Genomic DNA, 25,669 nt, shown 5'->3' with positions numbered 1-25,669 from the left:
CCTCGGATGACACTCGGCTGGGACAGCCCCGCCGAACGCATGACACAGTTACTCACCGTCTAGCAGCAGTGTTGCAACCACCGCTAGAAACCGCCGGAGGGCGGGGGCTGTTCTGCCGGCGGGGCGGCGGTGTCCGGGGTGTGCCTGTGCGGTTCTCGGTCTCCGCTCCAGCCGCGTTGCTGCTGTGGCCAGGCATCGGCAGTCCGCTGGCCACGGCCCCACCTCCAGCGTTCTCGCCAACAACGGCGTAAGCAGCGCCGTGTTCGACAACCTGGCCATCCACCTCGACATCTCCGACGTATCGAACGTGTCGCTCGGCCCGAGAACGGTCGCTGTGACCGCCGGCCTGCTCGGGGCTGTGGTGAACCGCCTGAAGGCCCGCTACGGCTGACCCGAGAAAAACTTCGCGTAGCCATGTCCGGACCACCACCCCGGCTCCGACCACCCGGTGAAACCAACACCGGACCGAAGGAGCCCACCATGAAGTACCTGCTCACCATCAACATGACCCCCGCCGTCTGGGAGAACCTTCCTGAAAGCGCCAAGCAGGACGTGTACGACGGCCACGACGCCTTCATGAAGAACAACGCCGCCGAGTTCGTCGAAACCAAGGCGCTGGCCGCGCCCGACGAGAGCGTCATCGTGCGGGTGCGCGATGGCAAGGCTCGGCAAGAGGCCGGCCTCATCCACGGCAGCGAGACCTTCTTCTGCGGCTTCTACCTCGTCGACGTCCCCACGAAGGAGCGGGCGATCGAGCTCGCCGCGCAGGTTCCGGAGGCGAAGCACACGGCGGTGGAGGTGCGGCCGGTCGTGCACGAGGCTTGAGCTGCGCCGCGGTGGAGGTAGCACCCTGGTCGGCATGACCGGGGAGTGGAACACCGACACAGCGGACGTCGACGCGTACCTCGAGCGGGTCTGATGCCCGCGCCGACCACCGTCAGCCGAGGCGCTGCGGGGTTGGCGCGGGCGCACGTCGAGACGATCCCGATCGAGAACGTGAACGTCGTGCTCACGCGAGAAGAAAGTCGACGAACTGCGAAAGATCTACTGAGCGAACAGCTCCGCGGCCGGGACCGGCCGGCCCAGGTGGTAGCCCTGGGCCTGGTCGCAGCCGAGCTGACGCAGCAGCGCCAGCTCCTCGGCCGTCTCCACGCCCTCGGCCACCACGGTCAAGCCGACCGCGTGCGCCATCGCGATGATGCTCGCGACGATCGCCGCGGCGTCGCGGGAGTCGGCGATGCCGGTGATGAACGAGCGGTCGATCTTCAGCGTGTCGAGCGTCAGGCGGCGCAACTGGGCCAGCGAAGAATAGCCGGTGCCGAAGTCGTCGATCGCGAGGAGTACGCCGAGGGAACGCAGTGCTGCCAGCACTTCCGCGGCGGCGACCTCGTCGCGCATCAGCGCGCTCTCCGTCACCTCAAGGCACAGCGCGGACGGCGGCAGACCCGTTGTCGCCAGGGCGTCGCGCACGGCCGGCACCAGCTGCGGGTCTTCCAGCTGGCGCACGGAAAGGTTCACCTTCAGCGACAGGTCCAGACCGCGGGAGGAACGCAGGGCAGCCACTTCACGCGTGGTGTCGCGCAGCACGAACTTGCCGATCTCGTTGATCAGCTCGCTTTCTTCGGCCAGCGGGATGAACTCCGCGGGCGAGATCGCGCCGTGGCCGGGATGGGTCCAGCGCAGCAACGCCTCCACGCCCACCATTTCGCCGGTGTGGAGGTCGATCACGGGCTGGTACGCGGGCCACAGCTGTCCACTGTGGACGGCGTCGCGCAGGTCCTGCTCCATGCGCAGCCGTCGTTGCATGCGTTCGCGCAGCGCGACGTCGAAGAACTCGTACCGGCCGCGGCCGAGGGCTTTCGCTTGGTACATCGCGACATCCGCGTCGCGCAGCAGGTCTTCGGCGCTGCGCTGGTCGCCCGCCGCGACGAGGACGATGCCGATGCTCGCGTCCACGTGGAGCTCGCGACCGTGCACGGAAATGGGCTCCGCCAGCACTGAACGCAGGTGCGCCGCGAGCGAGCGCACCTCGGCATCGGCCGTGGCCCCGGCCGTGACGACCACGAACTCGTCACCGCCGAAGCGACCCACCACGTCGACCGCGGCGGTGGCGCGGCGCAGGCGTTCGCCGACGATTCGCAGCACCTGGTCGCCGACGGAGTGGCCGAGGGAATCGTTGATGATCTTGAACTTGTCGAGGTCGAGGAACAACACCGTGGTCGGGCTGACGCGGTCGCGGCGATCGAGCCGGTCGAGCACGAGCGTGCGGTTCGCCAAGCGTGTCAACGGGTCGTGGGTCGCGTCGTGCGCCAGGCGGGCGCTGATCGCGCGGCGCTCGGTGATGTCGGTGAACGACGTGACCACGGAGACGCCGGCGGGGTCGTCCGGGTTGAGCAGTCGCGACGTCAGCGCCACCCACACATCACGGCCGTCGGCGCGGCGCAAGCGCAGGACTAGGCCATTCTGCGTGATCCCGGTGCGGCGCGTGGAGATCGACGGCAGCTCGTCCTCGGGCAGCCGGTGCCCGGACTCGTCGAAGAGCACGAGTGACGAGCACGGCACGCCGATCAGCTTGTCGGCCGGCACGCCGAGGATGCGGCTCGCCGCGGGGTTGACCGACTCGACCAGGCCTTTCGGGCCCACGACCAGCACGCCTTCGTCGAGCGCGGCGACCACCGTGCGGTAGTGCTGCTCCGCTCGGCGGCGGGCCGTCTCGTCAGCGCATACGAGCACGTGGCCGTCATTCATCTCAGCTGCGGAAACGCGGATCGAGAGCGGAGCCCCTTCGCGATGGTGGTGCGTCTGCTGCACCACGCCTCCCGCGAGCTGGATCGCCGCGGGATCGGGATCGGCGCCGAGCACCTCGCGCGCCGGACGGCCGAGGGCCTCCGCCGCAGTCCACCCGTACACGGTCTCGGCCGCGGGGTTCCAGCTCGTGACGATGCCGTCCGCGGTCACCGCGACGATTGCGTCGCTCACCTGCGACACCAGAGCGGCCTGGGCTGCGGCGGCCCGGCGCCCGGCGACGTCGCGAATCACGACCTGGATCGCCGACGCGGCCTCGTCACCGGTGCGCAGCGACACCGTCTCGACGGCGAACGTGCTGCCGTCCACCCGTTTCACGACCGTTTCGACCGGTTCGCCCCCGGGGTTCTCGCCGCGATCGCGTTCGGCCACCACGAAGTCGGTGACCGGCCGGCCCACGACCTCGGCAGTCGACTGTGCGCCGAAGAGATCGAGCGCCGCGGGGTTGGCGTAGGTGATCACGCCGAGTTCGTGCACGCAGGTGGCGTCGGCGCTCAGCTCCACGAGCCGCCGGTAGCGTTCGGCCAGCTCCGCGAGCTGCGCCTTGGCTAGGGCGTCGGGCTCCATAGTGCGTCCGGTCCCCCTGTGTCGGCGTGTGGCCCGTCGATTACACCACCAAGGGATCTGTCGTGTATATGCGCCGGGGAACCTTCGTATATCACGTGCCGTCGGGGCCCGGCTCCGCGAATTCCGTCGGTGTCGCGCCCGGCAGACGCCGGTTCGCGGAGTTGCGAAGCCGCGGACCCCAGTAGAAGAGGCCGAAGTGCGCCGCGCACGCGTGGCCGAGCACGGTGACGACGGAATCGAGGCTGCCGGGCGAATCGAACACCCAGACTGCCGCGATGAACAGCTCCATCACCACCAGCGCGACGACCCGCGGCCGGCCGCGCAGCAGGAAGGCGAGCGCGCCCGCCGTGGTGAAGAAGCCGTAGCTCACGCCGATGTCGAGCCAGCGGCTCGCGGTCATCGGCAGCACACCGCCGCTGATCAGCAGCATCACGGGCACTTCCGTGGCGAGCGTGGCCAGCACGTGGCCGCTGAAGAACACGATCGCCGTGCGGCCCGGCCCGAATCGGCGTTCGAGCGGGGCGAGGGCAATGGTGAAGATGATCGCGTAGGCGAGCCAGCCGCCGTCTTCGAGCCACAGCGCGCTGCTGAGGAGGGAGACGAGGGGGCGGCGCCAGAGGTTGTGGGCGTCGGTGCTGGAGAGCTGCAGCAGCTTCGCCGTGACGACCGGGTCGGCGAAGCGCAGCACGAGCGTGGTGCCGAGCAGGACGATGAGGTAACCGAACGTGAACGGTGTGGACCGCGGGGTCGGCAGCGCCCGCGCAAAGCTGCGGGCCACCGCTCGCCAGGTCAGCGTCACCCGGGCAGGCGCGGCCTCGCCCACGAGCCGGTGGGTCCACCAGTCTCGGAGGGTGACCGGCTGTCGGGCTCGCAGCAGCATTACTCCAGGCTCTCCGGGCATCCTGGGAGTTTCGCTAAGGGCAGCTGTGAAAGCGCTGTGATTCTCACCCGCTAGAGTGACGCACACTGCGTAGGACTTTCTGTCATTATTCACCCGTTCGGTGGCCTGGTGCGGTATGAATGGCCCACTCCTGGTGAAAGGCCCGCTGGTGGACGAAGAGGTTTCGGTCGCCGAACTACTCGTGCGCGAAGGTTGGGGCGAACGTCTGCCACCGCCTTCGCGCTCGCGCTGGCGCATGGTCGCGGTGATGGTGGCCGTGGTCGTCGGGTGTGGCGCCGCGGCGATCCTGGTGTCGTTCGGCACTACGGCGAACGACGAGGCCACGCGCCTCACCGAGATGAAGGTCATCGAGATGCCCGACCGCACCGACGGTGCGGGTGGCGTCTCGGAGTCGAGCCCGCCACCGGCCACGATCGCGGGGTCCGGCGAGGGTCAGGACTCGGACTCCGGCTCGTCGAGTGACGACGAGACCACCGAGGCCAGCGCCCCGAAGATCACGTCCATCATCGACCCGCTCAACCCGCGCGGCGGCGGCGAGCCCGGCACGACGTCGAGCAGCGACTCCGGCACCACGACCAGCGGCTCAGACTCGCCGACCTCACCCACCGCCACTCAGCCCGGCTCGGGTGGTGCCTCGTCGGACAACCAGCCGCCGCCTCCGCCCCCCTCGACCACGACGAAGCCCAACCGGCCGTGCGTGCTGGGCATCCTCTGCATCTGAGTCCGGCTGCTCCGACGCGTCCGACTTCGAAACCCCGTGGCGCGGGAAGTGTTGCGGTGCCCGGAATCCGGCGCCGCTCGTGGGTCAGCTGTCGTCGTCCGGCATCAGTGGGCGCATGAAGCTGCGGCGGTACCGCCCGACGCAGCCCGACTCGTCGCGGATGCGGTCGGCCGCGATGAAGTCCGGGTCGACGCCGAATAGCGCGCGGTACTGCTCGTACGCGGCAAGGCTTTCGAAGCTGAACAACGCCCTGGCCTCGTCACTCGCGCCCTCTGCGGGCAGGAAGTAGCCGTGGTGCACGCCGCCCTCGCGGGTGACCAGGCGCATCCACGCCTGCGCGAAGCGTTCGAACTCGGTGAGCTTCGCGGGATCGATGACGTAGTCGACCACGCAGGTGATCACCGGCCCCACACTCGTTCTGCGGTCGAGACGATGAGCTCGAGCTTGCGCAGCTGGTCGTCCGCGGTGAGCTCGTTGCCCTCCTCCGTGGAGGAAAAGCCGCACTGCGGCGAAAGGCAGAGCTGGTCGATGTCGACGAACCGCGAGGCTTCCTCGATGCGGCGCACCAGATCGTCCGCGTCTTCCAGCTCGGGGCGTTTCGTGGTCACCAACCCGAGCACCACGCGCTTGCCCGGCGGCACGAAGCGCAGCGGTTCGAAGCCGCCGGAGCGTTCGTCGTCGAATTCAAGGAAGAAGCCGTCGACGCCGAGCTCGCCGAAGAGGGCCTCGGCCACGAACTCGTAGCTGCCCGAAGCCGCCCACGACGAGCGGAAGTTGCCGCGGCACAGGTGGGTCGTCACGCTCATGCCCTCGGTCCGGCCGCGCAGCGCCGCGTTGATCTGCTGGATGTTGCGCAGGTGCAGGGTGTCCGGGTCGCCGCCCATGCGCGCGACGAGCTCACGCTGCGCCGGATCGTTCAGGTACGCGAGGCTGGTGTCGTCGAGCTGCAGGTACGTGCAGCCGAGCTCGCCCATCGCCGTCAGCTGCGCCGCGTACGCCGTGGCCAGGTCGGCGAAGAACTCCTCCAGATCCGGGTACACGGTCTCGCTCACCGCCGCCCGGCCGCCGCGGTAGTAGATCATGCTCGGCGACGGGATCGTGAGCTTCGGCGTGATGCCGGAGTCCACGTGGGACTTCAGGAATTCGAAGTGCTCGGCGAAGATCGGCTGGTCCAGCCGAACGCGGCCGTCGACCTGCAGGCCGGGCGGGCTGAACTCGAGGTCGCCCGCGAGGTTGTGGAACTTCACGTGCAGACGCTCGTCGCTCTGCGAGATGCCGCCGATCGAGTAGATGAAGTCCATGTGCCACGACGCGCGGCGGAACTCGCCGTCGGTGGCCGAGGACAGGCCGGCGACCTTCTGCATCTTGATCACGTCGCGGATCGCGTCGTCTTCGACGGCCTTCAGCTGTTCGGCGGTGATCTCACCCGCGGTGTGCCGGCGGCGGGCATCGCGCAGAACCGGCGGCCGCAGCAGGCTCCCGACGTGATCGGCGCGGAAGGGGGGACGCGGAGTCATCCTCGCATCGTCACACACAAACCGGCGGTATGCGTCGTGAGAAGATGCGCGATCGGATCCGCGTGAAAGGGCTGCCCCCATGACCAAACACCCGGTCGACCAAGGCCTGCCCGCCGGGCGGCTGCTCCTGCTCGGCCTGCAGCACATGGCGATCATGTACACGGGGTCGGTCGCCGTGCCGCTGATCGTCGGCAGCGCCCTGAAGCTCGACGCGGCGACGATCGCGTTGCTGGTCAACGCAGACCTCTTCGTGGCCGGTATCGCCACGTTGGTCCAGTCCATCGGCATCGGCAAGCTCATCGGCGTGCGGCTGCCGGTGGTCGCGGGCGCGACGTTCACCGTGGTCAACCCGATGATCCTGATCGCCTCGCAGTACGGCCTCACCGCGGTGTACGGCTCGATGATCGCCTCGGGTGTGTTCGGGCTCCTGCTGGCGCGGCCGTTCGCGAAGATGATCCGGTTCTTCCCGCCGCTGGTCTCGGGCACGTTGCTGCTGGTCATCGGCGTCTCGCTGCTCGGCCCGGGCGCCGCGATGATCGCCGGCCACGACACGGAGGCACCCGACTACGCCACCCCGTCGCACCTCGCCATCGCCCTCGGCGTGGTGGCGCTGATCGTGCTCCTCACGCGGGTGCTGCGCGGATTCGTCGCGCAGATCGCGCCGCTGGTGGCGCTCGCCGTCGGCCTCATCGTGGCGATTCCCCTTGGCCTGACGCAGTTCGGCGGCGTGGGGCAGGCGAGCTGGTTCGGGCTCGCGTCCCCGCTGCACTTCGGCGCGCCGACCTTCCCGATCGCCGCCGTGCTGTCGATGTGCGTGGTCATGCTGGTGACGTTCACCGAGTCCACCGCTGACATGATCGCCGTCGGCGAGATCACGGGCCGCCCGGCCACCGGCGCGGACGTCGCCCGCGGCCTCGCCACCGACGGCCTGTCGGCGATCCTCGGCGGCTTCATGAACTCCTTCCCCGACACCGCGTTCGCCCAGAACGTCGGCCTCGTCCAGATGACACGCGTGCGCAGCCGCTGGGTCGTCGCCGTGACGGGCGGCTTGCTCGTGGTGATGGGACTGGTCCCGAAGGTCGGCGCCGCCATCGCCGCGATCCCCGAGCCGGTCGTCGGCGGCGTCGCGGTGGTCATGTTCGCGATGGTGGCCGCGGTGGGCGTGCAGAACCTCAAGAAGGTGGAGTTCTCGGGCAACCACAACACGTTCATCGTCGCGGTGGCCCTCGGCGTCGGCCTCCTGCCCGCCTTCGCCACCGACCGCTTCGGCACGTCCATCTTCTTCCAGCACTTCCCCGCCTGGCTCCAGACCATCTGCGGCAGCCCGATCACGCTGGCGTCGATCCTGGCGTTCCTGCTGAACCTGCTGTTCAACCACCTGGGGGCGAGGAAGGATCCGGATCTGCTGTCGGCGCCGTAGCACCCACGGCCGAGGGCGTGTGACGGGCCGGGCGCGCGCCGTGCCGCTCGCGCCCGCTGCTCACCTGCGGCACCCACCGCCGAGGGGTGCTTGACTGATACCCATGCGGCACAACGCGCAGCGGCCACCGTCGGTCGTGGAGCGGGTGTTGGACGTGCTGGGCGCGTTCACGTCCGAGCGACCGGTGCTGACGCTGTCCGAGCTGAGCCGGCGGGCCGGGCTGCCGTTGTCGACGACGCACCGGCTGGCGGGCGAGCTCGTGCGGCGCGGGGCGTTGCAGCGCGACGAGCAGGGGCACTTCCGCGTGGGGCTGTGGCTGTGGGAGGTGGCGTCGCTCGCGCCGCACGGGGCGCAGCTGCGGGAGAGCGCGATGCCGTTCCTCGAGGACCTCTACGAGGCCACGCACCAGAACGTGCAGCTCGCCGTGCTCGACGGGGCCGAGGTCGTGTACCTCGAACGCCTTTCCGGGCGCCGGGCGGTGAACGTGATCTCGCGCGTGGGCGGGCGGCTGCCGTTGCACGCGACGGGGGTGGGGCTGGTGCTGCTCGCGCACGCGCCGGCCGAGGTGCAGGAGCAGGTGCTCGGGCTGCCGCTCAAGCGCTACACCGGCAAGACCATCCACTCGCCCGAGCAGCTGCGCCGCGTGCTCGCCGACGTCCGCCGCAACGGCTACGCGGTGAGTGACGGCCAGATCGAGCTGCCCGCCCTCTCCGTCGCGGCGGCGGTGCACGGCGCGTCGGACACGGTGGTCGCGTCGATTTCCGTGGTCGTGCCGGCCGAGGGGACGGACCCGCTGACGCTGGTGCCGGCCGTGCGGGCGGCGGCGCGCGGTATTTCACGGACGCTCGGCGCCACACTGCGGCTTTCCGAAGACGCGCACCGCGAGACGCATTGAACCTTCCATCCAGTGGAAGCTGGGGTGTGGTGAAGGGCGCCGACGCAGCACCCTGAGGGCCATCCCGACGACGTGAGGAGGCCCGGTGATCACCCTCGACGACGACCCGTTCTCCGACGAAGTCCTCGCCGACCCCGTGCCGCTGCACCGCCGGCTGCGCGACGCCGGTCCCGTCGTGCGCCTCGGCCGCTACGACGTGTGGGCGATGGCCCGTACCGAAGAGGTCACGCAGGCGTTGAACGATCCCGAGACGTTCTGCTCGTCGGCCGGCGTGGGGCTCAGCGACTTCCGCAAGGAGACGCCGTGGCGTCCGCCGAGCCTGCTGCTCGAGGCCGACGCGCCGGAGCACGACCGGGCCCGCCACACCGTGACGAGCGTGCTCACACCGAAGGTCGTGAAGACCTACCGGGACACCTTCGCGCGTGAAGCGGAGAAGCTCGTGGCCGCGCTGGTCGAGTGCGGCGAGTTCGACGCTGTTGCCGACTTCGCGGAGGCCTTCCCGCTCAAGGTGTTCCCCGACGCCGTCGGCCTGCCCGCCGAAGGCCGTGAGCACCTCCTGCCGTACGGCGCCCTGGTGTTCAACGGCTTCGGCCCCCGCAACCACCTCTTCACCGAGGCCATGGAGCGCGGCGCGGTGGCCCGCGAGTGGATTGCCGAGCACTGCCGCGCCGAGAACCTCGCGCCGGGCGGACTCGGTGCGAGGATCCACGAAGCCGCTTCAGAATTCACCGAAGAAGAGCGCGCACTGCTCGTGCGCTCCTTCTTGAGCGCCGGCGTCGACACGACCGTCCACGCGCTGGGCAACGCCGTGCTGTGCTTCGCGTCGTATCCCGACCAGTGGGCCGCCCTGCGCGAGAAGCCAGAACGCTCGCGCGCGGCGTTCGAAGAGGTCGTGCGGTTCACGTCGCCGGTGCAGACGTTCTTCCGCACCACCACGCGCGACGTCGAGATCGGCGGCGAGCGGATCCCGGCGGGGGAGAAGGTGCTGCTCTTCCTGGCGGCCGCCAACCGCGACCCGCGGCGCTGGCCCGACGCGGACACGTTCGACATCACGCGGCGCGCGGCCGGGCACGTCGGGTTCGGCTCGGGTGTCCACGCGTGCGTCGGCCAGATGTTCGCGCGGCTCGAAGGCGAGGTGCTGCTCGCAGAGCTGGCCCGGCGCGTCACGACGATCGAGCTCGCCGGCGAGCCGCGGCTCCAGCTCTCCAACACGCTGCGCGGCCTCGCGTCGCTACCGGTGCGGGTCCGGTGAGCGGGATGCCGAAGGTCACCTACGTACAGCCCGACGGGACCTCCCGCACCGTCGACGCCATCGTCGGTCACTCCCTGATGCAGGTGGCGATCGACCACGGTGTGGACGGGATCGTGGCCGAGTGCGGCGGTAACGCCATGTGTGCGACCTGTCACGTCTACGTCGACCCGGCGCGCCTCGACGATCTTGGGCCCTTGTGCTCAGATGAAGAGGAGATGTTGGACTGCACGGCCAGCCCGAGGGCGGCCACCAGCAGGCTGTCCTGCCAGCTACCGGTGACCGAGGACCTCGACGGTCTGGTCCTGCGCTTGCCGGAGGAGCAGTTATGACCACAGGATCCTCGCCCGAGACCGTCCTCGTCGCCGGCGGCGGCCAGAGCGGTTTCCAGGCCGCGGCTTCGTTGCGGGACAAGGGCTTTACCGGTCGGGTGGTCCTGGTCGGCGACGAGCCGGGCGTGCCGTACCAGCGGCCGCCGCTGTCGAAGGCCTACCTCAAGGGCACGGCGGGCGACGAGCAGCTGCGGCTGCGGCCGGAGGACTTCTTCGCGGAGAAGGGCATCGAGCTCATGCCGGGGCGGGTGGCTTCGGTGGATCGGGCTGTTTCGCGGGTGGTTCTCGAGTCGGGCGAGAAGCTTTCCTACGACCACCTCGTGCTCGCCACCGGCGCGCGGAACCGGGTGCTGCCGGTGCCCGGCGCGAATCTCGACGGCGTGCTGATGCTGCGGACGCGGGATGACGCGGATCGGCTGCGGGCTTCCCTGGAAGGGGCTTCGAACGTCGTGGTCATCGGCGGCGGCTTCATCGGCCTCGAGTTCGCTTCGCACGCCGGCCGGCCGGTGACGGTCGTCGAGGCGCAGGACCGGCTGCTGGCGCGCGTGGCGTCGCCCGAGGTGTCGTCGTTTTTCAAGGAGCTGCACGAAAAGGCTGGGCACACTGTGCTGCTCGGAACAGGCGTTACGGCTCTGCACGGCACCGGCCACGTCGAGTCCGTGGAGCTGGCCGACGGCTCGCGGCTGCCGGCCGACCTGGTGGTGGTCGCCGTGGGTGTGGTGCCCGAGACGACGCTCGCTTCGCAGGCCGGGCTGACGGTGACCAACGGTGTGGTCGTCGACGAGCACCTGCGCACCGAGGACCCGAAGATCTTCGCGATCGGCGACTGCGCCAACTTCCCGTGCGTCCACGCGGGCGCGGCGACGCGGCTGGAGTCGGTGCAGAACGCCGTTGACCAGGCGCGATGCGTCGCCGCCGCGATCACCGGCGACGCCGCGCCGTATGAGAGCCTGCCGTGGTTCTGGACCGACCAGACGGGCGCGAAGCTGCAGATCGTCGGCATCCTCGCGAACGCCGACCAGACCGTGGTGACCGGCGAGCGGGCCGAGGGACGGTTTTCGGTGCTGTCCTTCCGCGACGGTGTGCTGATCGCCGTCGAGTCCGTGAACCGCCCGCCCGACCACATCGCCGCGCGCCGGCTGTTCACGGCGGAGCTGCGCCCGTCGTACGCCGACCTCGAAGCCAGCTCGTTCGATTTGAAAGCCCATGTGAAGTCGCGTTCCGCGGCTTGACGTTTATTCGTTCGGAGGTACCCCCGTTGCGCACCCAGGTCGCTGTGATCGGCGCCGGCCCGGCCGGTCTGCTGCTTTCGTACCTGCTCCACTCCGAAGGCGTGGACGCCGTCGTACTGGAGGCGCGCGACCGCGAGTACGTGCGGCAACGCGTGCGCGCGGGGGTCTGCGAACAACCGACGGTCGAGCTGTTGACGGAGATCGGGCTCGGCGACCGGCTGGCCCGGGAAGGCCTGCCGCACGAGGGTTTTTCGCTGCGGTTCGACGGCCAGGACCACCGCATCGCGCTGACCGAGCTCACCGGTCGGTCGATCACGGTGTACGGGCAGCAGGAGATCGTCAAGGACCTCGTGGACGCGCATGAGCGTCAGGCTTTGCCATTGGAGTTCGAGGTTTCGGACGTCGCCGTGTCTGATGTGGACACACCTCGGCCAGTGGTCCGGTATGTGGATTCCGCTGGTGCTTCGCAGGTTCTCGAATGCGACGCCATCGTCGGCTGCGACGGTTTCCACGGCGTGTCTCGTCCGTCCATTCCGGACGGTGTGTTGCAGTTCTTCGAGCGCGAATACCCCTTCGCGTGGCTGGGTGTTCTGGCGCAGACGCCGCCTTCGCACGAGGAGCTGATTTATACGCATCACCCACGTGGCTTCGCCTTGCACAGCATGCGCTCGCCGGAAATCACGCGCCTCTACCTGCAGGTCGACCCTCACGAGGACCTCGCGGCCTGGTCCGACGACCGCATTTGGTCCGAGCTGTCCGTGCGCCTGGCGGTCGACGGCGAGTTCACCCTGCGCGAAGGCCCGATCCTCGACAAGGGCATCACGCCCATGCGCAGCTTCGTCGCCGAACCCATGCGCCACGGCAGGCTCTTCCTCGCCGGCGACGCCGCCCACATCGTGCCGCCGACCGGCGCCAAGGGCATGAACCTCGCCGTCGCCGACGTCCGCGTGCTCTCCCGCGCTCTGGTCACCCTGCTCAAGGGCGACCCTTCCCTGGCCGATGCCTACTCCGACACGTGCCTCCGCCGCGTCTGGCGCGCCGAACACTTCTCCTGGTTCATGACGACCATGCTCCACGTCGACCCGGGCGCCGACGCTTTCGCCCGCCGGCTGCAGCTCTCGCAACTTCGCTACACGGCTTCGTCGCGCGCCGCGGCGACGAGCGTGGCGGAGAACTACGTGGGGTTGCCGTTCGCGGCGTGACGCTTCAGTCTCGCCGGCGGGCGAGTGGACCTTTCGCGCCACGCTGAGGTCGCGAGTGGACTGCTCGCGCGCCGGCGCTGGTGCGAGTGGACCTTTCGCGCTGCCGCGACGGTGCGGAGGGACCTCCGTGTAGTGCCGCTGCGACTGGACCGGCCGGACCGCCGCGATGCCACGAGTGGACCTTTCGTGCGGTGGAGTTTGCGCGACTGGACCGCTCGTGTCACGGCTGAGGCGCGACTGGACGTTTCGCGCGGCGGTGCGGGCACAGCGGGACCATTTATCCTGCCCCGGGGTGCGAAGGGACCTGTCGCGCGCTGGCGAACGACGCGAGGGGACCGTTCGGGTCGGGGCTCTGCATGCGAGGGGACCGTTCGGGCCGGGGCTCCGGACGCGAGAGGACCGCCGGCGCCCCCAAGTCGCACCGATTGCGAACCACCCGCCAAGCGCGCTTGACTCTGACACCGTGTGAGACCCGAACGTAGGTGGTGTCATGTTCAGCATCGGAGAGTTCGCCAAGGTCGGCCGCGTGTCCGTGCGGATGTTGCGGCACTACGACGCGCTCGGGCTGCTGAGGCCGGCGCGGGTGGATCCGCACAGTGGGTACCGCTACTACGCGGCGGACCAGCTCGCGCGGCTCAACCGCATCCTGGCGTTGAGTGATCTCGGCATCGGGCTCAAGCAGGTCGCCGAGGTGCTCGACGAGCGGCCCAGCGCGGAGCAGCTGCGCGGGATGCTCAGGTTGCGCCGCGGGGAGCTGGCGGAGCGGGTCGCGGCGGAGACGGCGCGGCTGGCGCGCGTCGAGGCGAGGCTCCGGTTGATCGAAGTGGAGGACACCATGTCCGAAGTGGACGTTGTGGTCAAGCCGGTCGAGGGTGCTCGCGTTGTTGCGGTCGGCGGGATTGCCGAGTCGTTCGAGTACGACGACATCGGGCCCGTCGTCGGCGGGCTGTGCGCGAGTCTCGCGGAACGGATGGAGCGTGCGGGCTTGAAGTTCGCCGGGCCGGCCATCGCTTGGTACGAGCCGGCCGACGATCGGGTGCACGTGCAGGCCTGCGCGCCCTACGTCGGGTCGCCGGAGGGCACCGGGCTGGACGAGGTGGAGCTGCCGAGCCTCGCCCGCGCCGCGACGCTCGTCCACCGCGGCACGATGGCCACCATCGCCGAGTCGTACCAGGCCCTCGCGCGCTGGATCGACGACAACGGCTACCGCGCCGAACCGGGCCACGCGCGCGAGGTCTACCTGCACACCGACGGCGACGAGACGGGCTGGGTGACCGAGTTGCAGATCCCGGTCTCGGCCGTCTGACGGACATCGTCAACCCAGGGTTGACGATGGGAGATCGTCAACCTACAGTTGACGCCATGACCTACCCAGTAAAGCTCGACGACCTCATCAGCGCCATCAAGGCGAACAACGACAAGGACGCCCTCGCGCAGCTGTCGGATGCCGTGTACATGGGGGAGCACCTCGGGGAGCTCGCCGATCACCTCATCGGGCACTTCGTGGACCAGGCGCGGCGGTCCGGCGCTTCGTGGACGGACATCGGCACGAGCATGGGTGTCTCGAAGCAGGCGGCTCAGAAGAGGTTCGTGCCGAAGGTGGACCCGGGAGGTGATCCGGGCGGGATGATCGAGCGCCTCTACGGCCGCTACACCGATCGCGCGCGGCACGTCGTCGTGGCGGCGCAGCAGGCGGCCAAGGACGCCAAGAGCCCGGGCATCGACACCGTGCACCTGGTGCTCGGGCTGCTCACCGAACCGGCCGCGCTGGCCGCCGGGATCATGGTGTTCCAGGGTGCGAGCCTCGACGCCGTGAAGGAAGCGGCGCAGGCGCGGTTGCCCGAGCCCGTCGACCCGGTGCCGGACCCCATGCCGTTCACCGCGGCCGGTAAGAAGACGCTCGAGCTGACCCTGCGCGAAGGCCTGCGCCTCGGCCACAACTACATCGGCACCGAGCACATCCTGCTGGCGATCCTGGAGCAGGGCGAAGGCGCCGGCTATGAGGTGCTCGCCGGGCTGGGCATCACGAAGGAGCCGGCGGAGGCGAAGATCCGCGAAGCCCTGGCCGAAATCCTGGCCGCGCGAGGGCAGTGAATGCTCAGGCGGTCGTCGTTGCCCTAGCTCTGGTGGCGGCGACCGTCTGACCCCTAGGCTGGCGCGATGGCCGACCGGTTCATGGAAGAGTTCCGCCAGGCGTTCGAAGACGCCCAAGGCGACGGCCCTCCCGCCATCCAGAGCTTCGAAATCGTGGACACCCCGCCGCCGGACAACGACGAAACCCTCGCCGCCGAAGCCAGCCGCCTGCTGGAGCCGATCGTGCAACAGCTGGCACTTCTCGGCCCGCAAGGCTGGGAATGGTTCTCCGCCGAGTTCTCCTTCACCGTCTCCGCGGAAATCGCGCTCCTGCGCTTCTTCGCCGGCAACCAGCACCAGGACGTCTACGTCCCCGAGCCCATCACGGCCATGCTGCGCAACCAGCGCCACGTCGCCGCGCAGATGTCCGCCGGTCCGTGGTGGCGCCTGATCCTCAGCGTCCTCAACAGCGGTCAGCTCAGCGTCACCTACGACTACGGCGACGAACCCTTCCCGCCGCACCAGCTCCTGCCGCCGCAGCACTACCGCGACGACCTCAAGACCTACCGCCGCCCGCAGGTCCCGCCCTGGCTCACCCAGTACACGCAATGAAAAAGGGACCCCCGCCGAGAAACGGCGGGGGTCCCTTCAGCAAAAGATCAAGCACCGACCTCGTCACGGGAATCCGTGGCCCACAGCGTGTGGAACGAACCCTCGCGGTCCACCCGCCGGTACGTGTGCGCACCGAAGAAGTCACGCTGACCCTGCACCAGCGCGGCCGGCAGCCGGTCGGCGCGCAGGCCGTCGTAGTAGGCGAGCGCGGTGGAGAAGCCCGGCGTCGGGATGCCGAGCTGCACCGCCGTGGAGATGACCGAACGCCAGGAATCCTGCGCGTCCTCGACGGCCTTCCGGAACGCGCCCGCGGTCAGCAGCGTCGGGAGAGCCGGGTCCTCGGCGTAGGCCGCGGTGATGTCGTTCAGGAACTTCGCGCGGATGATGCAGCCCCCGCGCCAGATCGACGCGACGGCGCCCAGGTCGATGTCCCAGCCGTACTCCGTGGCGCCGGCCTGGATCTGGTTGAAGCCCTGCGCGTACGCGACGACCTTCGACGCGTACAGCGCCTGCTCGACGTCGTCGGCGAACGTCTCCAGTGCGGCGCCCTTCAGCGGCGTACGCGCCGGCCCCGCCAGCCCGCGGGCGGCCGCGCGAAGCGGCTTCGAGCCCGAGAGCGAACGCGCGAACACGGCCTCGGCGATGCCGCTGATCGGCACACCCAGGTCGAGACCGATCTGCACGGTCCAGCGGCCCGTGCCCTTCTGCTCCGCCGCGTCCTCGACGATGTCGACGAACGGCTTGCCCGAACCGTCGACGTGCTTGAGCACCTCGGCGGTGATCTCGATGAGGTACGACTCGAGCCGGCCGGTGTTCCACGTCGAGAACACGTCGGCGGTCTCCGCGGGCGAATAGCCGGCGGCGCCGCGCAGCAGGTCGAACGACTCCGCGATCAGCTGCATGTCGGCGTACTCGATGCCGTTGTGGACCATCTTCACGAAGTGGCCCGCGCCGTCCGCGCCGATGTGCGTGCAGCACGGCTCGCCCTCGACCTTGGCCGAGATGTCCTCGAACAGCGGGCCGAGCGACTCGTACGACTCCTTCGACCCACCCGGCATGATGCTCGGGCCGTTGAGCGCGCCCTCCTCGCCGCCGGACACGCCCGTGCCCACGAAGTGCAGCCCGCGCTCGCGCAGCGCGGCTTCGCGGCGGCGGGTGTCGGCGAAGTGCGCATTGCCGGCGTCGACGATCACGTCGCCCGGCTCCAGCAGCGGTGCGAACTCCTCGATCACGGCGTCGGTGGGCCCACCGGCCTGCACCATGATCACGATCTGCCGCGGCCGCTCCAGCGCGTCGACGAACTCCTGCGCGGAGTACGCCGGGATGAAGTCGCCCTCGTCGCCGAACTGCTCGACGAGCGTGCGCGTCCGCGCCTCGGAGCGGTTGTGCAGGGCGACCGTGTGCCCGTGCCGGGCCAGGTTCCGCGCCAGGTTGCGGCCCATGACCGCCAAGCCGGTGACCCCGATGCTCGCCTTCTTGCTCATCCGAACCCTTTCAGAAGTCTCTTCTCCGGTGCGAGCCTAGCGTCGTTCGGGCCGCGGCGAACCTGCGAGAACATTCACCGGGAGTTCGGGAATGGCCCGTCCTCGGCCGTTGTCGCCGGGGGCACGGTCTGTGCCCACTCGGCCCAGTCGGCCATCGCCTGGTAGATCCGGATCGCCGCCTCCACGGCCACGCGCATCGCCTTGGTCTGCGGGCTCGTGCCGAAGTCACTGCGGTCCTTGGCCGCCGCGTAGGCACGCATGGTTTCGGCGGTGCCGCTGAAGAACTCGTGCTCGCGACGCAGGTGCTCGGTCAGGTCGTCCTGCTCCATCAGCCAGAAGAAGAACGACCGCAGCACCGACTCCGTGCGCAACGTGTGGTCGACCTCGCCTGCGGCCAACCACGCACGCACGGCAGTGAGCCCGGTCTCGGTTATCCGGTACGCCTTGCGCCCGCGCGGGCCGTGGCTGTCGACCTCGATCAAGCCGGCCTCGGCCAGCCGGGACAGCTCGGCGTAGATCTTCGGGTGCTGCGCCGGCCACACCGGGCCGAGCGCCTCTTCGAACCGCCGGGCCAGGTCGTAGCCGCTGGCCGGCCCCTCGGCGAGCAGGCCGAGCAGCCCATACCGCAACGACAAGGCGACACCTCCGGCGCGAAGCCTACCTTGACATGTCCCTAGGGACATGTGGAAGATCCGTCGTGTCCTGGGGTACATGTCCTTGAGTACATGTGGAGACGTTCATGCTGGAACAGAAGGCATTGGTGACCGGTGCGACCGCCGGGCTCGGCCGCGCGGTGGCCCTGGCGCTCGCGGAGCAGGGCGCGCACGTCGTCGTGCACGGGCGCGACGCCAAGCGCGCCAACGCGGTCGTGGAGCGGATCGCCGAGGCGGGCGGCAAGGCCGAGGCGTGCCTCGTCGACTTGGGTTCGCTCGCGCAGGTGCGCGACCTCGCCGAGCAGGTGGGCGAAGTCGGGTTGCTCGTCAACAACGCCGGGGTCGGCGCGGGCCGGCCGCCGTACCGCAAGCGGGAGCTCAGCGCCGACGGCCATGAGCTGCGGCTGGCCGTGAACTACCTCGCGCCGGTGCTGCTCACCCGGCGGCTGCTGTCCGGGCTGGGCTCCGGCGCCCGGATCGTCAACGTCGGCTCGGTCGGCCAGGCGCCGGTGGACTTCGCGGACCTGCGCCTGGATCGCGGCTACCGCGGCTCGGAGGCGTACTTCCGCAGCAAGTTCGCGCTCGCCGCGTTCACCTTCGACCTCGCCGCGGAGCTCGACGGCCGCGACGTCACCGTCAACTGCGTGCACCCGGCGTCGCTGATGAACACGCACATGGTCCGCGAGTCGCTGATCCCGCCGATGTCGACCGTCGGCACCGGCGCGAAGGCCATGCTCAACGTGGCGACCGGCGCGGCCGGCGAGCGCAGTGGCCGGTACTTCGACGGACTGAACCCGGCCCCCGCGCACGAAGGGACCTACGACCTCGCGACGCGCGCACGGCTGCGTGAGGCCACCGCGGAGATGCTCGCGTCTTTCCTGTGAACGTCAGGAGAAACAGCGGATGGGCGCGCCGTTGTAGGCGACCATGTCGGTGATCGCGGCGACCAGGTCGATCGGCGCGCCCCACTCCGCACCGTCCAGCTCGGCGTACGCGCGGTGCAGGTTGCCGGCCAGCCGTTCCTTTTCGGACAAGTCCGAAAAGGTCCCGAGGTCGGTCTCCTTCGCCAGCTGCAACGGGGAAAGGCCGGCCGCCTTGCCGCGTTCGGCCGTCTCCTGCACGAACTTCAGGTACGCGTCGACGACGTCCACCGTCTCCAGTCCGCACGGGCCGCCGTGGCCGGGCAGGATCAGCGCCGGCTCCAGCTCGCGGATCACGTCGAGCGCCGCGCGCCAGCCGGCGACCGAGCCCATCAACGCGAACGGGCTGCCGCCGTGGAAAATCAGGTCACCCGCGAACAGCACGCGCTGCTCGGGCAGCCAGGCGAGCACGTCGTTGGTGGTGTGGGCGGCGTGGCCGGGGTGCACGAGCTCGATCGCGGTGTCGCCCGCGTGGACGGTCAGCCGGTCGTCGAACACGACGTCGGGCGCGCGCAGCTCCAGGTGGCCCCAGTCGTTGCCGACGAGCACGCCGTCGTAGGTCTCGATGCCGGCGGCGAGCATCGCGTCGCGCGTCTTGCGCTGGCCGATGATCGTCGCACCGCCGACGAGGTAGTTGCCGTTGGTGTGGTCGGAGTGGTGGTGGGTGTTCACGAGCGTCGTGACGGGTCCCGTCGTGGCCTCCGCGGTGGCCAGCAGGGCGCGCGTGCGCCGTTCGGTGGCACACGTGTCGATGAGCACGGTGTGGTCGCCGGCCGCGACGAACCCGCAGTTGTTGATGAACCAGGAACCGTCGGGCTGCACGTAGCCGAAGACACCGTCTGCGAGGCGCTCGACCTTCGCGGCGCCGGGGGAGCGATCGATCACGTCCGCCACTATGCCGCAGAGCCCAGCGCCGCGGAACCACGGGCGAAGTAGTCCGGATGGAGCAGTGGCAGTGTCCAAAAGGCGCTGGATGGCCTGGTCCAGGCGAGTGACACCCGGGGTGACTGGCTTTTCGGATCATTTCCTGGAACGCTGCGCGGTGTCATCATCGAACCCCGTTGGGTAAAGGTACTAACCTGGGTGGTTCGAACGTTCGCGCGTCGGCAGTGGTCGAGAGACCGCTACGGCGGTTAGTGGTCCGGGAGAGCAAGGCTGATGGCGAGCACCGTCACCTCGCGCCGGAAGCAGCTCGGAAACGAGCTCCGGCATGCTCGAAACGCCGCGCGGATGACACAGCAGCAGGTCGCCGAAGTTCTCGGCTGCACCCAGGGCAAGGTCAACAAGATCGAGTCCGGAGCAGTGGGGGTCAAGCTCGGAGATGTGCGATCGATGCTGAACGCGTTCGGGATCAACGGCGAAGAAGCCGACACCCTGATGAACCTGGCCCGCGCCGCCGCCGGGCAGCGCGGCCACTGGTCGGGCTACCGCTCGGTGGTGCCGCACTGGTTCCGCACCTTCACCGACCTCGAGCCGGCCGCCGCGGAGATCCTCACCTGGCACGGTGAGCGCATCCCGGGCCCGCTGCAGTCCGAGCACTACATGCTCAAGCAGTTCACGGAGGCGGGTGCGACCGACGTCACGTCACTGGTGCGCAACCGGCTCGACCGCAAGACCGTGTTCGACCAGCAGCAGCCGCCGTACTACCGGTTCATCGTGAGCGAGGGTGCGCTGCGCCGCGCTCCCGGCGGGTCCGCCCCGGCCGTGATGCTGGACCAGGTCGAGCACATGCTGGCGCTCGACCGCTACCCCCGCGTGTACGTGCACGTGCTGCCCTTCGGCGCGAAGCTCGCCGCGGTGCCCAACGACTTCACGATCATGCGCTTCCCCGACCGCACACGGGACTTCGTCTACATCGAACACTCCGCGGGCGGGCTCTACCTCGACGACGTCAAGGACTTCAACATCTTCGTCGACTCGTGGGACCGGCTGCGCGGTGCGGCGCTGGAGCGCGCCGAGACGCGGCAGTTCCTCAAGGAGCTCGCCGAGGGCTACCGGGCGCAGATGTCGCAGTGATTTCCAGCAATGGCACGGTTTCTGCCGCGCCGGGCTGGCCGTTGATCTCCTCCTGCACGCGCTGAGCCGTCTCGCGCCACCGCGGTTCGGTGAGCAGCCGCACGGCCGTTTCGTGGATTTCGTCCAGTGTCGCGGTTTCCGGGTCCAGCGCGACGCCGGTGCCGAGCCGGTTGGCCTGGCGGGCGTTGCCGGGCTGGTCGGCGCCCATGGCGAACACGAGCGACGGCAGGCCGTGGGCCAGCGCGCCCAGCAGGCTGCCGGACCCGCCGTGGGACACCACGAGGTCGATCGACGGCAGCAGCTCGGCTTGGGGCACGAAGCGTTCGACACGCACGTGCGCGGGTTGCGGCCCGAAGACGGCCGGGTCGAGCTGGGTGCCGACGGTGGTGGTCACGTTCGCGGTCAGCCGCGCGAGCCCCGCCAGCACGCGTTCGAAGAGGTCGCCGGACGCGGTGTTGAAGTCCGTGCCGAGCGTGAAGTACACGCCGGGCGGCTCGTGCGGTGGCCGCGGCGGGATCGGGTCGCCCTGGCGGAAGGAGAACGCGCCGGGCGGTAACGGCGAGGCCGGGTCGCGAACCGACGGCGGGAACGGCGACAGTACGAGCTGCCCCTCCAGCATCGTCAGCTCCGGGTCCGCCGGCAGGCCGTGCGCGGCGCGGATCTCGTGCAATGGTTCGGCCACGAGGTCCTTGCGCAGCAACGTTCCCGCGGCCAGCACGAGGACGTTCACGCATGGCACACCCAGCCGTTCGGCGGCGATCGCGGCGCCGAAATCGACCTCGTCGCGGATCACGACGTCGGGCCGCCAGTCGCGGATGATGTCCAGCAACGCGGCGGCGCGCTCACGGCCGGCACGGCGGGCGAAGAGCTCCCGGATCTCCCAATCGTCGCGCGCCGGGTCGACGGGCGGCAGTGGCTCGCGCACCGGCGCCACGTCGGCCCTGGGGGCGCTCGTGGCCAGCGTCGTGAACCCTGCGCGCTCGATCGCCGGAACGTGGCTGCCCGCCCCCGCCACGGCGACGGTGTGCCCGCGCGCCGCGGCGGCCCGCGCGACGGGCGCCGTCGGATCGAAGTGGCCGCGGCCGCCGACGAAGGTGAAGAGGAAGCGCATTCCCGGCAAAATAGTGGTTGACGACGGGGCCGGTCTCGTCGTTTTTCCTGGGTTCTCGTCATCACAAGCCCCGATCGGGTGTCACCTGATCGGGGGTCGGCTGCGGGACGCGCCGGGAGATCGGCAGACTGGTCCGCACCAGCACACCGCGGGTCGGAAAGGGACAGCTGATGACACAGGTACCGGATCCCGAAGCCCCTGAGGGCATCGACCTCGATCGGCCCAACGCGGCCCGTATCTACGACTGGTTCCTCGGCGGCACGGCCAACTGGGCCATCGACCGCGAGTTCGGCGAACGCGCGGTCCAGACCTTTCCAATGATCAAGACGATCGCGAAGTCCGGGCGCGAGCTGCTCGGCCGCACCGTGCGCTACATGGCGCGCAACGGCATCGACCAGTACCTCGACCTCGGCTCCGGTGTGCCCACGGCGGGCAACGTTCACCAGATCGCCACGTCGGTGAACCCCGACGCGCGGTGCGTGTACGTGGACAACGAGCCCGTGGCCGTCGCCCACTCGCAGATCCTGCTGGAGCGCGAGGGCGTCGCCGACCGGCACGCGGTGCTGCAGGGCGACCTGCGCCACCCGGGGGACATCTGGCCGCGTGCGCTCGACACCGGCGTGCTGGACCCGAAGCGCCCGATCGGGTTGATCATGTCCGGCGTCCTGTACTTCATCGGCCGCGAGGAGGGGGCGCACGAGATGGTGCGCAAGTACCTCTCGCTCGTGCCTTCCGGCTCGTTCTTCATGGCCTCGCACATCACGCTCGACGGCGTGCCGGAGTCCGACGGCGACAGCCGCGAGTCGATCCACGAGCAGTACAAGCAGTCCAGCACCCCGATCCACTTCCGCTCGCGCGCGGAGTTCGCGGAGTTCTTCGACGGTCTGGAGCTCGTGGACCCCGGGGTGGTCTGGGTTTCGGAGTGGCGGCCGGAGGAAGGCGAGTCGCGCAACAGCGACCGCATGGCTGCCGACCCGTCGTTCAGCGGCGGCATCTGCGCCGTGGGACGGAAGCCGTAACGACGAAAGCGCGCCCCGGGAGGGTGACCCGGGGCGCGCTGGTTCGGTGGTCTGTGTCGCGCCTACGCGCGGGACGGGCCCAGTCCGTGGACGAGTGGTGCGAGGTCGACGCGCGCCTCCAGCGGCCTCGTGGCGCGGACCAGGTCCGGCTGGCGTGGGGCGGGCACGTCGAGATCGGTGTCCCAGGTGACCGGGCTGCGCAGCGGTGCCTGGATCAGGCTGAAGCCGAAGCGGCTCCGCAGCTCGTGGTTGATCCCACGCCGGCCGTGGGTGTGTTCATCCTCACGGCGGAAGAGCGTGGTGAGCCGGACGGCCATGAGATCACACCCCTAGTTCCGATAGCGGTGACCGGGGCAGATCCGCTCCGGCGAGACCGAGGCAGCTTTCGCACGGCATGCCCACACCCGGCGCCAGCCACTCGACGTGCGTCCGGGGAAGTGATTCCCCGCAGCGCGCGAGCACCACAGTGGAAGAACCGGCTGTGTCCACCTCGAACACGTGCACGACACGGCGGGATTCGCCGGCCCTGCCGGGAGCGAGCCTGCCCGTCATGAGCACGTTCGCCGTCATGCTGTCCTGGATGATCACGCGGTCCCTCCCCCCGAGGTCGGCGACGGTTCGTGGGCTCCGTTGGCGGGCTGGGCCGAATGCAGCAAGCCATTCACCCACCACCGACGCCCCGATCGATGCGATTAATCCTACTCCTGGAATAATCTTCATGTCGAGATCGGGTCGAGTTGATCACCCGCTTGGCCCTGCGGTTTGCTCCGTAGTGACAGAAAGAAGCCGGGGACGTGCGTGGCGACCGCACGCCCTGCAGGAGGCTCGGAGGTACGACCCATGACGGATTATCCGTCGCTCCAGGATTACGACCCGGGCAAGGCCGAGGGGCTGTTCGAGGACGCTGCCTGGGAGAAGTCGTTCGCCAGTGAGCCCAACGGCGGCAGCTGCGTCGAGGTCAACCTGGGCCGTTCCGACCTCGTCGGCGTCCGCGACACGAAGCTCGCGTCCAGTCCGGTCTTCGTGTTCGACCGGGGCGAGTGGGAGGCGTTCCTGGTGGCGGTGAAGGCCGGGCAGTTCGACCTGCCGCCCGGCGCTTGACGCGCGGTTCGCGATTTGCGCAAGAGTCCGCATACGGGCCTTGACGTGAATGGTTCACCAACTGTCACTCGAACGAGTGAGTTGCGCTGACCCAGGGTGGTCAGCGGGAGAGGGCTGGTGATCAACCGGCCGGGAGCACCTCATCGGTACCCCCGGCCGGAACCGCATCAAGCGGCGGCCGGAACCCCGCCGCCGCGCAGCCGGCCTCGCGTGCGGCGCCAGGCGATGACCACGAGCACCACCAGGCCGACCAACGGCAGGCTGCTGATCGCCCAGCTCAGCCCCATCGGCGGTCCCGGCTGTGCCAGCACCGGCAGGCTCTTCAGCTCGCCCGTGCCCTGGCCCTGGGGGCCGTTGATCGTGAAGTGGAACGCCCACGTGCCTTCCGTCGGCAGGGCGCGGATGTCCAGACCCCAGGCCTCGCGCTTCCGCGGGTGGCGCGCCAGCGGCTGCGGCCGTTGGAACGCGGCGACCGACGGGTTGTGCATGGCGAGCGTGCCCGTTTTGGTGCCGATCCCGCCGTCGGGGATGAAGGTGAAGTCGAGTGACTGCATGGCCCGCAGGGGCCACGTCGAAAAGCCGACGGTGAGGCCGTAGGGCCCGGCCTGCACGCGTTCGGTGTGGACGATGTTCACCGGCTCGTACGCGTTGGCCGGCAGCGCGGTGGCGAGCAGCAGGCCGATGACCGCGCCCAGTGCCAGCAGTGTCTTACGCATGGGTCTGCACCTCCGAAGCCGGGGCGAGCAGGCGGAGCATGCCGCCGAAGCGCCAGCCCGCGAAGCCGCCCGCCAAACCCAGCACGCCGGCGGCGAGGCCGGTCGCGAGAACCGCCGTGAGGTCACCGACGTGACCGGAGTAGACCAAGCCGCGCTGCACCAGCAGGGTCGCGCCGACCAGCAGCCCGGCCAGCCCGCCCGCGAGCGCGGGCACGCGGCCCAGCTGCCAGCCTCGTCGTCGCGCGAGGAGCAGGTAGGCCTCGACCAACGCGGCCACCGGCAGGAGCGCCATCGGCATCAGTGCGGGCATGTCGGGCACGCCGCTCACGTAGTCGCGCACCGGTAGCCCGACGAGATCGGCGTACGAGCGCGCGGCCCACGGCGAGAACCACCAGAAGACGGCCTGGATCACGGCCAGGATCGCCGCTGTCGCCACGGCGCCAGCCGGCCGGCGCAGGAACCCGGCGCCGGCGAAGACGAGCAGCACGGACAACAGCGCCGACCCCACCGACGTCGCCTCCACCGGGTCGAGGTCCACCTGCTGCAGGCCCAGCGCCGTCACCGCGCTGAACGCGATCAGCACGGCCAGCGAGCCGAACACCCCGATCCGCCCCCAGCGGTGCTCCCGCGCGGCCGCGAAGACCATCGTGGTGCCGATGATCGACAGCGTCACCGAGAGCAGCAGCCCGATGTGCGGCGGCGAGTCGATCACGGCGTCGAAGCCGTACAGTCCGTGCCACCACTGGTCCCACAGCCCGTAGAGCAGGAACAACGCGGCGCCGACGCCGGACACGAGGTAGCCCGCCGGCGCCGCGAACGTCCGGCCGAACACGCCGATCGCGCGCCCGCCGATGCGCGGGTCCACCGGCCGCCCGGCGCGTTGCGCGGCCGTGGTCAGCAGCACCACGGCCAGGCTCGCGAGCCCGACGATCGCGCTGCCCGAGTACAGGAACAGGTGCGGCAGCGTGAAGAACGTGTCCGGGCCGACGTCGTCGTGCCACTGCACGTCCCAGGTGAGCCCGACCATCGAGATCACCGAACCCGCGAGCACCGTGCACGCGGGCGCCAGCCCCGGCCTTCTCGTCGCGGTGACCACCCGGGCCCCCGACGCGGTGAGATCCAT

General features: G+C 69.8%; 27 protein-coding genes. 16 read left to right on the top strand and 11 right to left on the bottom strand.

The window, feature by feature from the left end:
• The first annotated feature begins 259 nt into the window (after window positions 1-259).
• Window positions 260-391 carry a hypothetical protein gene (locus tag AB0383_RS31950; RefSeq protein WP_366189315.1) on the top strand — a complete coding sequence of 44 codons (132 nt, stop codon included), beginning with the start codon at window positions 260-262 and terminating at the stop codon, window positions 389-391.
• Between the two features lie 89 nt (window positions 392-480).
• Window positions 481-825, top strand: a complete 345-nt coding sequence (locus tag AB0383_RS31945; RefSeq protein WP_366189314.1) for a YciI family protein — start codon at window positions 481-483, stop codon at window positions 823-825.
• A gap of 219 nt (window positions 826-1,044) precedes the next feature.
• Here AB0383_RS31945 and AB0383_RS31940 read toward each other — a convergent pair whose 3' ends face one another.
• Window positions 1,045-3,372 carry an EAL domain-containing protein gene (locus tag AB0383_RS31940; protein WP_366189313.1) on the bottom strand — a complete coding sequence of 776 codons (2,328 nt, stop codon included), beginning with the start codon at window positions 3,370-3,372 and terminating at the stop codon, window positions 1,045-1,047.
• Window positions 3,373-3,463: 91 nt separating this feature from the next.
• Window positions 3,464-4,252 (bottom strand): rhomboid-like protein, encoded by a 789-nt coding sequence (locus AB0383_RS31935; protein ID WP_366189312.1) that lies wholly within the window; start codon window positions 4,250-4,252, stop codon window positions 3,464-3,466.
• A gap of 136 nt (window positions 4,253-4,388) precedes the next feature.
• On the opposite strand from AB0383_RS31935, the gene AB0383_RS31930 reads away from it, so the two are divergent.
• The gene (locus tag AB0383_RS31930) at window positions 4,389-4,994 is read left to right on the top strand and encodes a hypothetical protein (protein ID WP_366189311.1); all 606 of its coding nucleotides are present in this window, start codon (window positions 4,389-4,391) and stop codon (window positions 4,992-4,994) included.
• A gap of 84 nt (window positions 4,995-5,078) precedes the next feature.
• Here AB0383_RS31930 and AB0383_RS31925 read toward each other — a convergent pair whose 3' ends face one another.
• On the bottom strand, window positions 5,079-5,396 hold the full coding sequence (locus AB0383_RS31925; RefSeq protein WP_366189310.1) for an NIPSNAP family protein: 318 nt from the start codon (window positions 5,394-5,396) through the stop codon (window positions 5,079-5,081).
• Window positions 5,393-6,511 (bottom strand): 5-methyltetrahydropteroyltriglutamate--homocysteine S-methyltransferase, encoded by a 1,119-nt coding sequence (locus tag AB0383_RS31920; RefSeq protein ID WP_364171713.1) that lies wholly within the window; start codon window positions 6,509-6,511, stop codon window positions 5,393-5,395. The genes AB0383_RS31925 and AB0383_RS31920 overlap by 4 nt, the downstream gene beginning before the upstream one ends.
• 79 nt (window positions 6,512-6,590) lie before the next feature.
• On the opposite strand from AB0383_RS31920, the gene AB0383_RS31915 reads away from it, so the two are divergent.
• The 9 genes from AB0383_RS31915 to AB0383_RS31875 all read left to right on the top strand — a co-directional run bounded on the left by AB0383_RS31915 (window position 6,591) and on the right by AB0383_RS31875 (window position 15,526).
• A complete protein-coding gene (locus AB0383_RS31915) occupies window positions 6,591-7,931 on the top strand; it encodes a nucleobase:cation symporter-2 family protein (protein WP_364171711.1) in 1,341 nt (446 codons plus the stop codon).
• A gap of 103 nt (window positions 7,932-8,034) precedes the next feature.
• Complete coding sequence (locus AB0383_RS31910) at window positions 8,035-8,826, top strand: IclR family transcriptional regulator (RefSeq protein WP_354873146.1); 792 nt, start codon at window positions 8,035-8,037, stop codon at window positions 8,824-8,826.
• An 85-nt stretch (window positions 8,827-8,911) separates the two neighbouring features.
• On the top strand, window positions 8,912-10,078 hold the full coding sequence (locus AB0383_RS31905) for a cytochrome P450 (RefSeq protein ID WP_366189309.1): 1,167 nt from the start codon (window positions 8,912-8,914) through the stop codon (window positions 10,076-10,078).
• 5 nt (window positions 10,079-10,083) lie between these two features.
• Window positions 10,084-10,407, top strand: a complete 324-nt coding sequence (locus AB0383_RS31900; protein WP_364171707.1) for a 2Fe-2S iron-sulfur cluster-binding protein — start codon at window positions 10,084-10,086, stop codon at window positions 10,405-10,407.
• A complete protein-coding gene (locus AB0383_RS31895; protein WP_364171705.1) occupies window positions 10,404-11,639 on the top strand; it encodes an FAD-dependent oxidoreductase in 1,236 nt (411 codons plus the stop codon). Before AB0383_RS31900 ends, AB0383_RS31895 begins: the two co-directional genes overlap by 4 nt.
• Before the next feature lie 26 nt (window positions 11,640-11,665).
• A complete protein-coding gene (locus AB0383_RS31890; protein ID WP_364171703.1) occupies window positions 11,666-12,841 on the top strand; it encodes a 4-hydroxybenzoate 3-monooxygenase in 1,176 nt (391 codons plus the stop codon).
• 490 nt (window positions 12,842-13,331) lie between these two features.
• Window positions 13,332-14,147, top strand: coding sequence for a MerR family transcriptional regulator (locus tag AB0383_RS31885; RefSeq protein WP_364171701.1), 816 nt, complete (start codon window positions 13,332-13,334; stop codon window positions 14,145-14,147).
• A 56-nt stretch (window positions 14,148-14,203) separates the two neighbouring features.
• Window positions 14,204-14,935, top strand: a complete 732-nt coding sequence (locus AB0383_RS31880; protein WP_364171699.1) for a Clp protease N-terminal domain-containing protein — start codon at window positions 14,204-14,206, stop codon at window positions 14,933-14,935.
• Window positions 14,936-15,001: 66 nt separating this feature from the next.
• Entirely contained in the window at window positions 15,002-15,526 is a 525-nt protein-coding gene (locus AB0383_RS31875) for a hypothetical protein (protein WP_364171697.1), read from the top strand.
• Between the two features lie 47 nt (window positions 15,527-15,573).
• Here the strand turns inward: AB0383_RS31875 and gndA are convergent, their stop codons facing one another.
• Window positions 15,574-17,010: an NADP-dependent phosphogluconate dehydrogenase gene (gene gndA, locus AB0383_RS31870; protein WP_364171695.1), complete on the bottom strand. Its 1,437-nt coding sequence runs from the start codon at window positions 17,008-17,010 to the stop codon at window positions 15,574-15,576.
• Between the two features lie 74 nt (window positions 17,011-17,084).
• Entirely contained in the window at window positions 17,085-17,645 is a 561-nt protein-coding gene (locus tag AB0383_RS31865) for a PadR family transcriptional regulator (protein ID WP_364171693.1), read from the bottom strand.
• Between the two features lie 104 nt (window positions 17,646-17,749).
• Between AB0383_RS31865 and AB0383_RS31860 the strand changes: the two genes are divergently transcribed.
• Window positions 17,750-18,547 carry an SDR family NAD(P)-dependent oxidoreductase gene (locus tag AB0383_RS31860; protein WP_366189308.1) on the top strand — a complete coding sequence of 266 codons (798 nt, stop codon included), beginning with the start codon at window positions 17,750-17,752 and terminating at the stop codon, window positions 18,545-18,547.
• Between the two features lie 3 nt (window positions 18,548-18,550).
• On the opposite strand, the gene AB0383_RS31855 is transcribed toward AB0383_RS31860, so the two are convergent.
• Window positions 18,551-19,468 carry an MBL fold metallo-hydrolase gene (locus tag AB0383_RS31855; protein WP_366189307.1) on the bottom strand — a complete coding sequence of 306 codons (918 nt, stop codon included), beginning with the start codon at window positions 19,466-19,468 and terminating at the stop codon, window positions 18,551-18,553.
• Between the two features lie 273 nt (window positions 19,469-19,741).
• Here AB0383_RS31855 and AB0383_RS31850 point away from each other — a divergent pair, with 273 nt between their 5' ends.
• A complete protein-coding gene (locus tag AB0383_RS31850; RefSeq protein WP_366189306.1) occupies window positions 19,742-20,599 on the top strand; it encodes a helix-turn-helix transcriptional regulator in 858 nt (285 codons plus the stop codon).
• On the opposite strand, the gene AB0383_RS31845 is transcribed toward AB0383_RS31850, so the two are convergent.
• Complete coding sequence (locus AB0383_RS31845) at window positions 20,556-21,710, bottom strand: glycosyltransferase (RefSeq protein ID WP_366189305.1); 1,155 nt, start codon at window positions 21,708-21,710, stop codon at window positions 20,556-20,558. The genes AB0383_RS31850 and AB0383_RS31845 overlap by 44 nt on opposite strands.
• Before the next feature lie 170 nt (window positions 21,711-21,880).
• On the opposite strand from AB0383_RS31845, the gene AB0383_RS31840 reads away from it, so the two are divergent.
• Entirely contained in the window at window positions 21,881-22,729 is an 849-nt protein-coding gene (locus AB0383_RS31840) for an SAM-dependent methyltransferase (protein WP_364171683.1), read from the top strand.
• A 62-nt stretch (window positions 22,730-22,791) separates the two neighbouring features.
• Here AB0383_RS31840 and AB0383_RS31835 read toward each other — a convergent pair whose 3' ends face one another.
• Window positions 22,792-23,046 carry a hypothetical protein gene (locus AB0383_RS31835; RefSeq protein WP_285970871.1) on the bottom strand — a complete coding sequence of 85 codons (255 nt, stop codon included), beginning with the start codon at window positions 23,044-23,046 and terminating at the stop codon, window positions 22,792-22,794.
• A 523-nt stretch (window positions 23,047-23,569) separates the two neighbouring features.
• Here AB0383_RS31835 and AB0383_RS31830 point away from each other — a divergent pair.
• Complete coding sequence (locus AB0383_RS31830; RefSeq protein ID WP_364171681.1) at window positions 23,570-23,830, top strand: DUF397 domain-containing protein; 261 nt, start codon at window positions 23,570-23,572, stop codon at window positions 23,828-23,830.
• Window positions 23,831-23,997: 167 nt separating this feature from the next.
• On the opposite strand, the gene AB0383_RS31825 is transcribed toward AB0383_RS31830, so the two are convergent.
• Both AB0383_RS31825 and AB0383_RS31820 read right to left on the bottom strand, forming a co-directional pair.
• Entirely contained in the window at window positions 23,998-24,546 is a 549-nt protein-coding gene (locus AB0383_RS31825; RefSeq protein ID WP_364171679.1) for a hypothetical protein, read from the bottom strand.
• Window positions 24,539-25,669, bottom strand: a complete 1,131-nt coding sequence (locus AB0383_RS31820; RefSeq protein ID WP_364171677.1) for a hypothetical protein — start codon at window positions 25,667-25,669, stop codon at window positions 24,539-24,541. The genes AB0383_RS31825 and AB0383_RS31820 overlap by 8 nt, the downstream gene beginning before the upstream one ends.

Origin of the sequence: Amycolatopsis sp. NPDC051373 (genome assembly GCF_040689465.1) — a bacterium.
GTDB lineage: Bacteria > Actinomycetota > Actinomycetes > Mycobacteriales > Pseudonocardiaceae > Amycolatopsis.
This window is presented reverse-complemented; position numbering and strand designations above follow the sequence as displayed.

What these genes read in the sequence shown, in the direction of transcription:
- AB0383_RS31900 (WP_364171707.1), top strand. Translation starts at nt 10,084, where the DNA reads ATGCCGAAGGTCACCTACGTACAGCCCGACGGGACCTCCCGCACCGTC.
- AB0383_RS31885 (WP_364171701.1), top strand. Translation starts at nt 13,332, where the DNA reads ATGTTCAGCATCGGAGAGTTCGCCAAGGTCGGCCGCGTGTCCGTGCGG.
- AB0383_RS31850 (WP_366189306.1), top strand. Translation starts at nt 19,742, where the DNA reads ATGGCGAGCACCGTCACCTCGCGCCGGAAGCAGCTCGGAAACGAGCTC.
- AB0383_RS31830 (WP_364171681.1), top strand. Translation starts at nt 23,570, where the DNA reads ATGACGGATTATCCGTCGCTCCAGGATTACGACCCGGGCAAGGCCGAG.
- AB0383_RS31880 (WP_364171699.1), top strand. Translation starts at nt 14,204, where the DNA reads ATGACCTACCCAGTAAAGCTCGACGACCTCATCAGCGCCATCAAGGCG.
- AB0383_RS31920 (WP_364171713.1), bottom strand. Translation starts at nt 6,511, where the DNA reads ATGACTCCGCGTCCCCCCTTCCGCGCCGATCACGTCGGGAGCCTGCTG.
- AB0383_RS31835 (WP_285970871.1), bottom strand. Translation starts at nt 23,046, where the DNA reads ATGGCCGTCCGGCTCACCACGCTCTTCCGCCGTGAGGATGAACACACC.
- AB0383_RS31825 (WP_364171679.1), bottom strand. Translation starts at nt 24,546, where the DNA reads ATGCGTAAGACACTGCTGGCACTGGGCGCGGTCATCGGCCTGCTGCTC.
- AB0383_RS31860 (WP_366189308.1), top strand. Translation starts at nt 17,750, where the DNA reads ATGCTGGAACAGAAGGCATTGGTGACCGGTGCGACCGCCGGGCTCGGC.
- AB0383_RS31915 (WP_364171711.1), top strand. Translation starts at nt 6,591, where the DNA reads ATGACCAAACACCCGGTCGACCAAGGCCTGCCCGCCGGGCGGCTGCTC.
- AB0383_RS31875 (WP_364171697.1), top strand. Translation starts at nt 15,002, where the DNA reads ATGGCCGACCGGTTCATGGAAGAGTTCCGCCAGGCGTTCGAAGACGCC.
- AB0383_RS31940 (WP_366189313.1), bottom strand. Translation starts at nt 3,372, where the DNA reads ATGGAGCCCGACGCCCTAGCCAAGGCGCAGCTCGCGGAGCTGGCCGAA.
- AB0383_RS31820 (WP_364171677.1), bottom strand. Translation starts at nt 25,669, where the DNA reads ATGGATCTCACCGCGTCGGGGGCCCGGGTGGTCACCGCGACGAGAAGG.
- AB0383_RS31910 (WP_354873146.1), top strand. Translation starts at nt 8,035, where the DNA reads ATGCGGCACAACGCGCAGCGGCCACCGTCGGTCGTGGAGCGGGTGTTG.
- AB0383_RS31930 (WP_366189311.1), top strand. Translation starts at nt 4,389, where the DNA reads ATGAATGGCCCACTCCTGGTGAAAGGCCCGCTGGTGGACGAAGAGGTT.
- AB0383_RS31840 (WP_364171683.1), top strand. Translation starts at nt 21,881, where the DNA reads ATGACACAGGTACCGGATCCCGAAGCCCCTGAGGGCATCGACCTCGAT.
- AB0383_RS31895 (WP_364171705.1), top strand. Translation starts at nt 10,404, where the DNA reads ATGACCACAGGATCCTCGCCCGAGACCGTCCTCGTCGCCGGCGGCGGC.
- gndA (WP_364171695.1), bottom strand. Translation starts at nt 17,010, where the DNA reads ATGAGCAAGAAGGCGAGCATCGGGGTCACCGGCTTGGCGGTCATGGGC.
- AB0383_RS31945 (WP_366189314.1), top strand. Translation starts at nt 481, where the DNA reads ATGAAGTACCTGCTCACCATCAACATGACCCCCGCCGTCTGGGAGAAC.
- AB0383_RS31845 (WP_366189305.1), bottom strand. Translation starts at nt 21,710, where the DNA reads ATGCGCTTCCTCTTCACCTTCGTCGGCGGCCGCGGCCACTTCGATCCG.
- AB0383_RS31935 (WP_366189312.1), bottom strand. Translation starts at nt 4,252, where the DNA reads ATGCTGCTGCGAGCCCGACAGCCGGTCACCCTCCGAGACTGGTGGACC.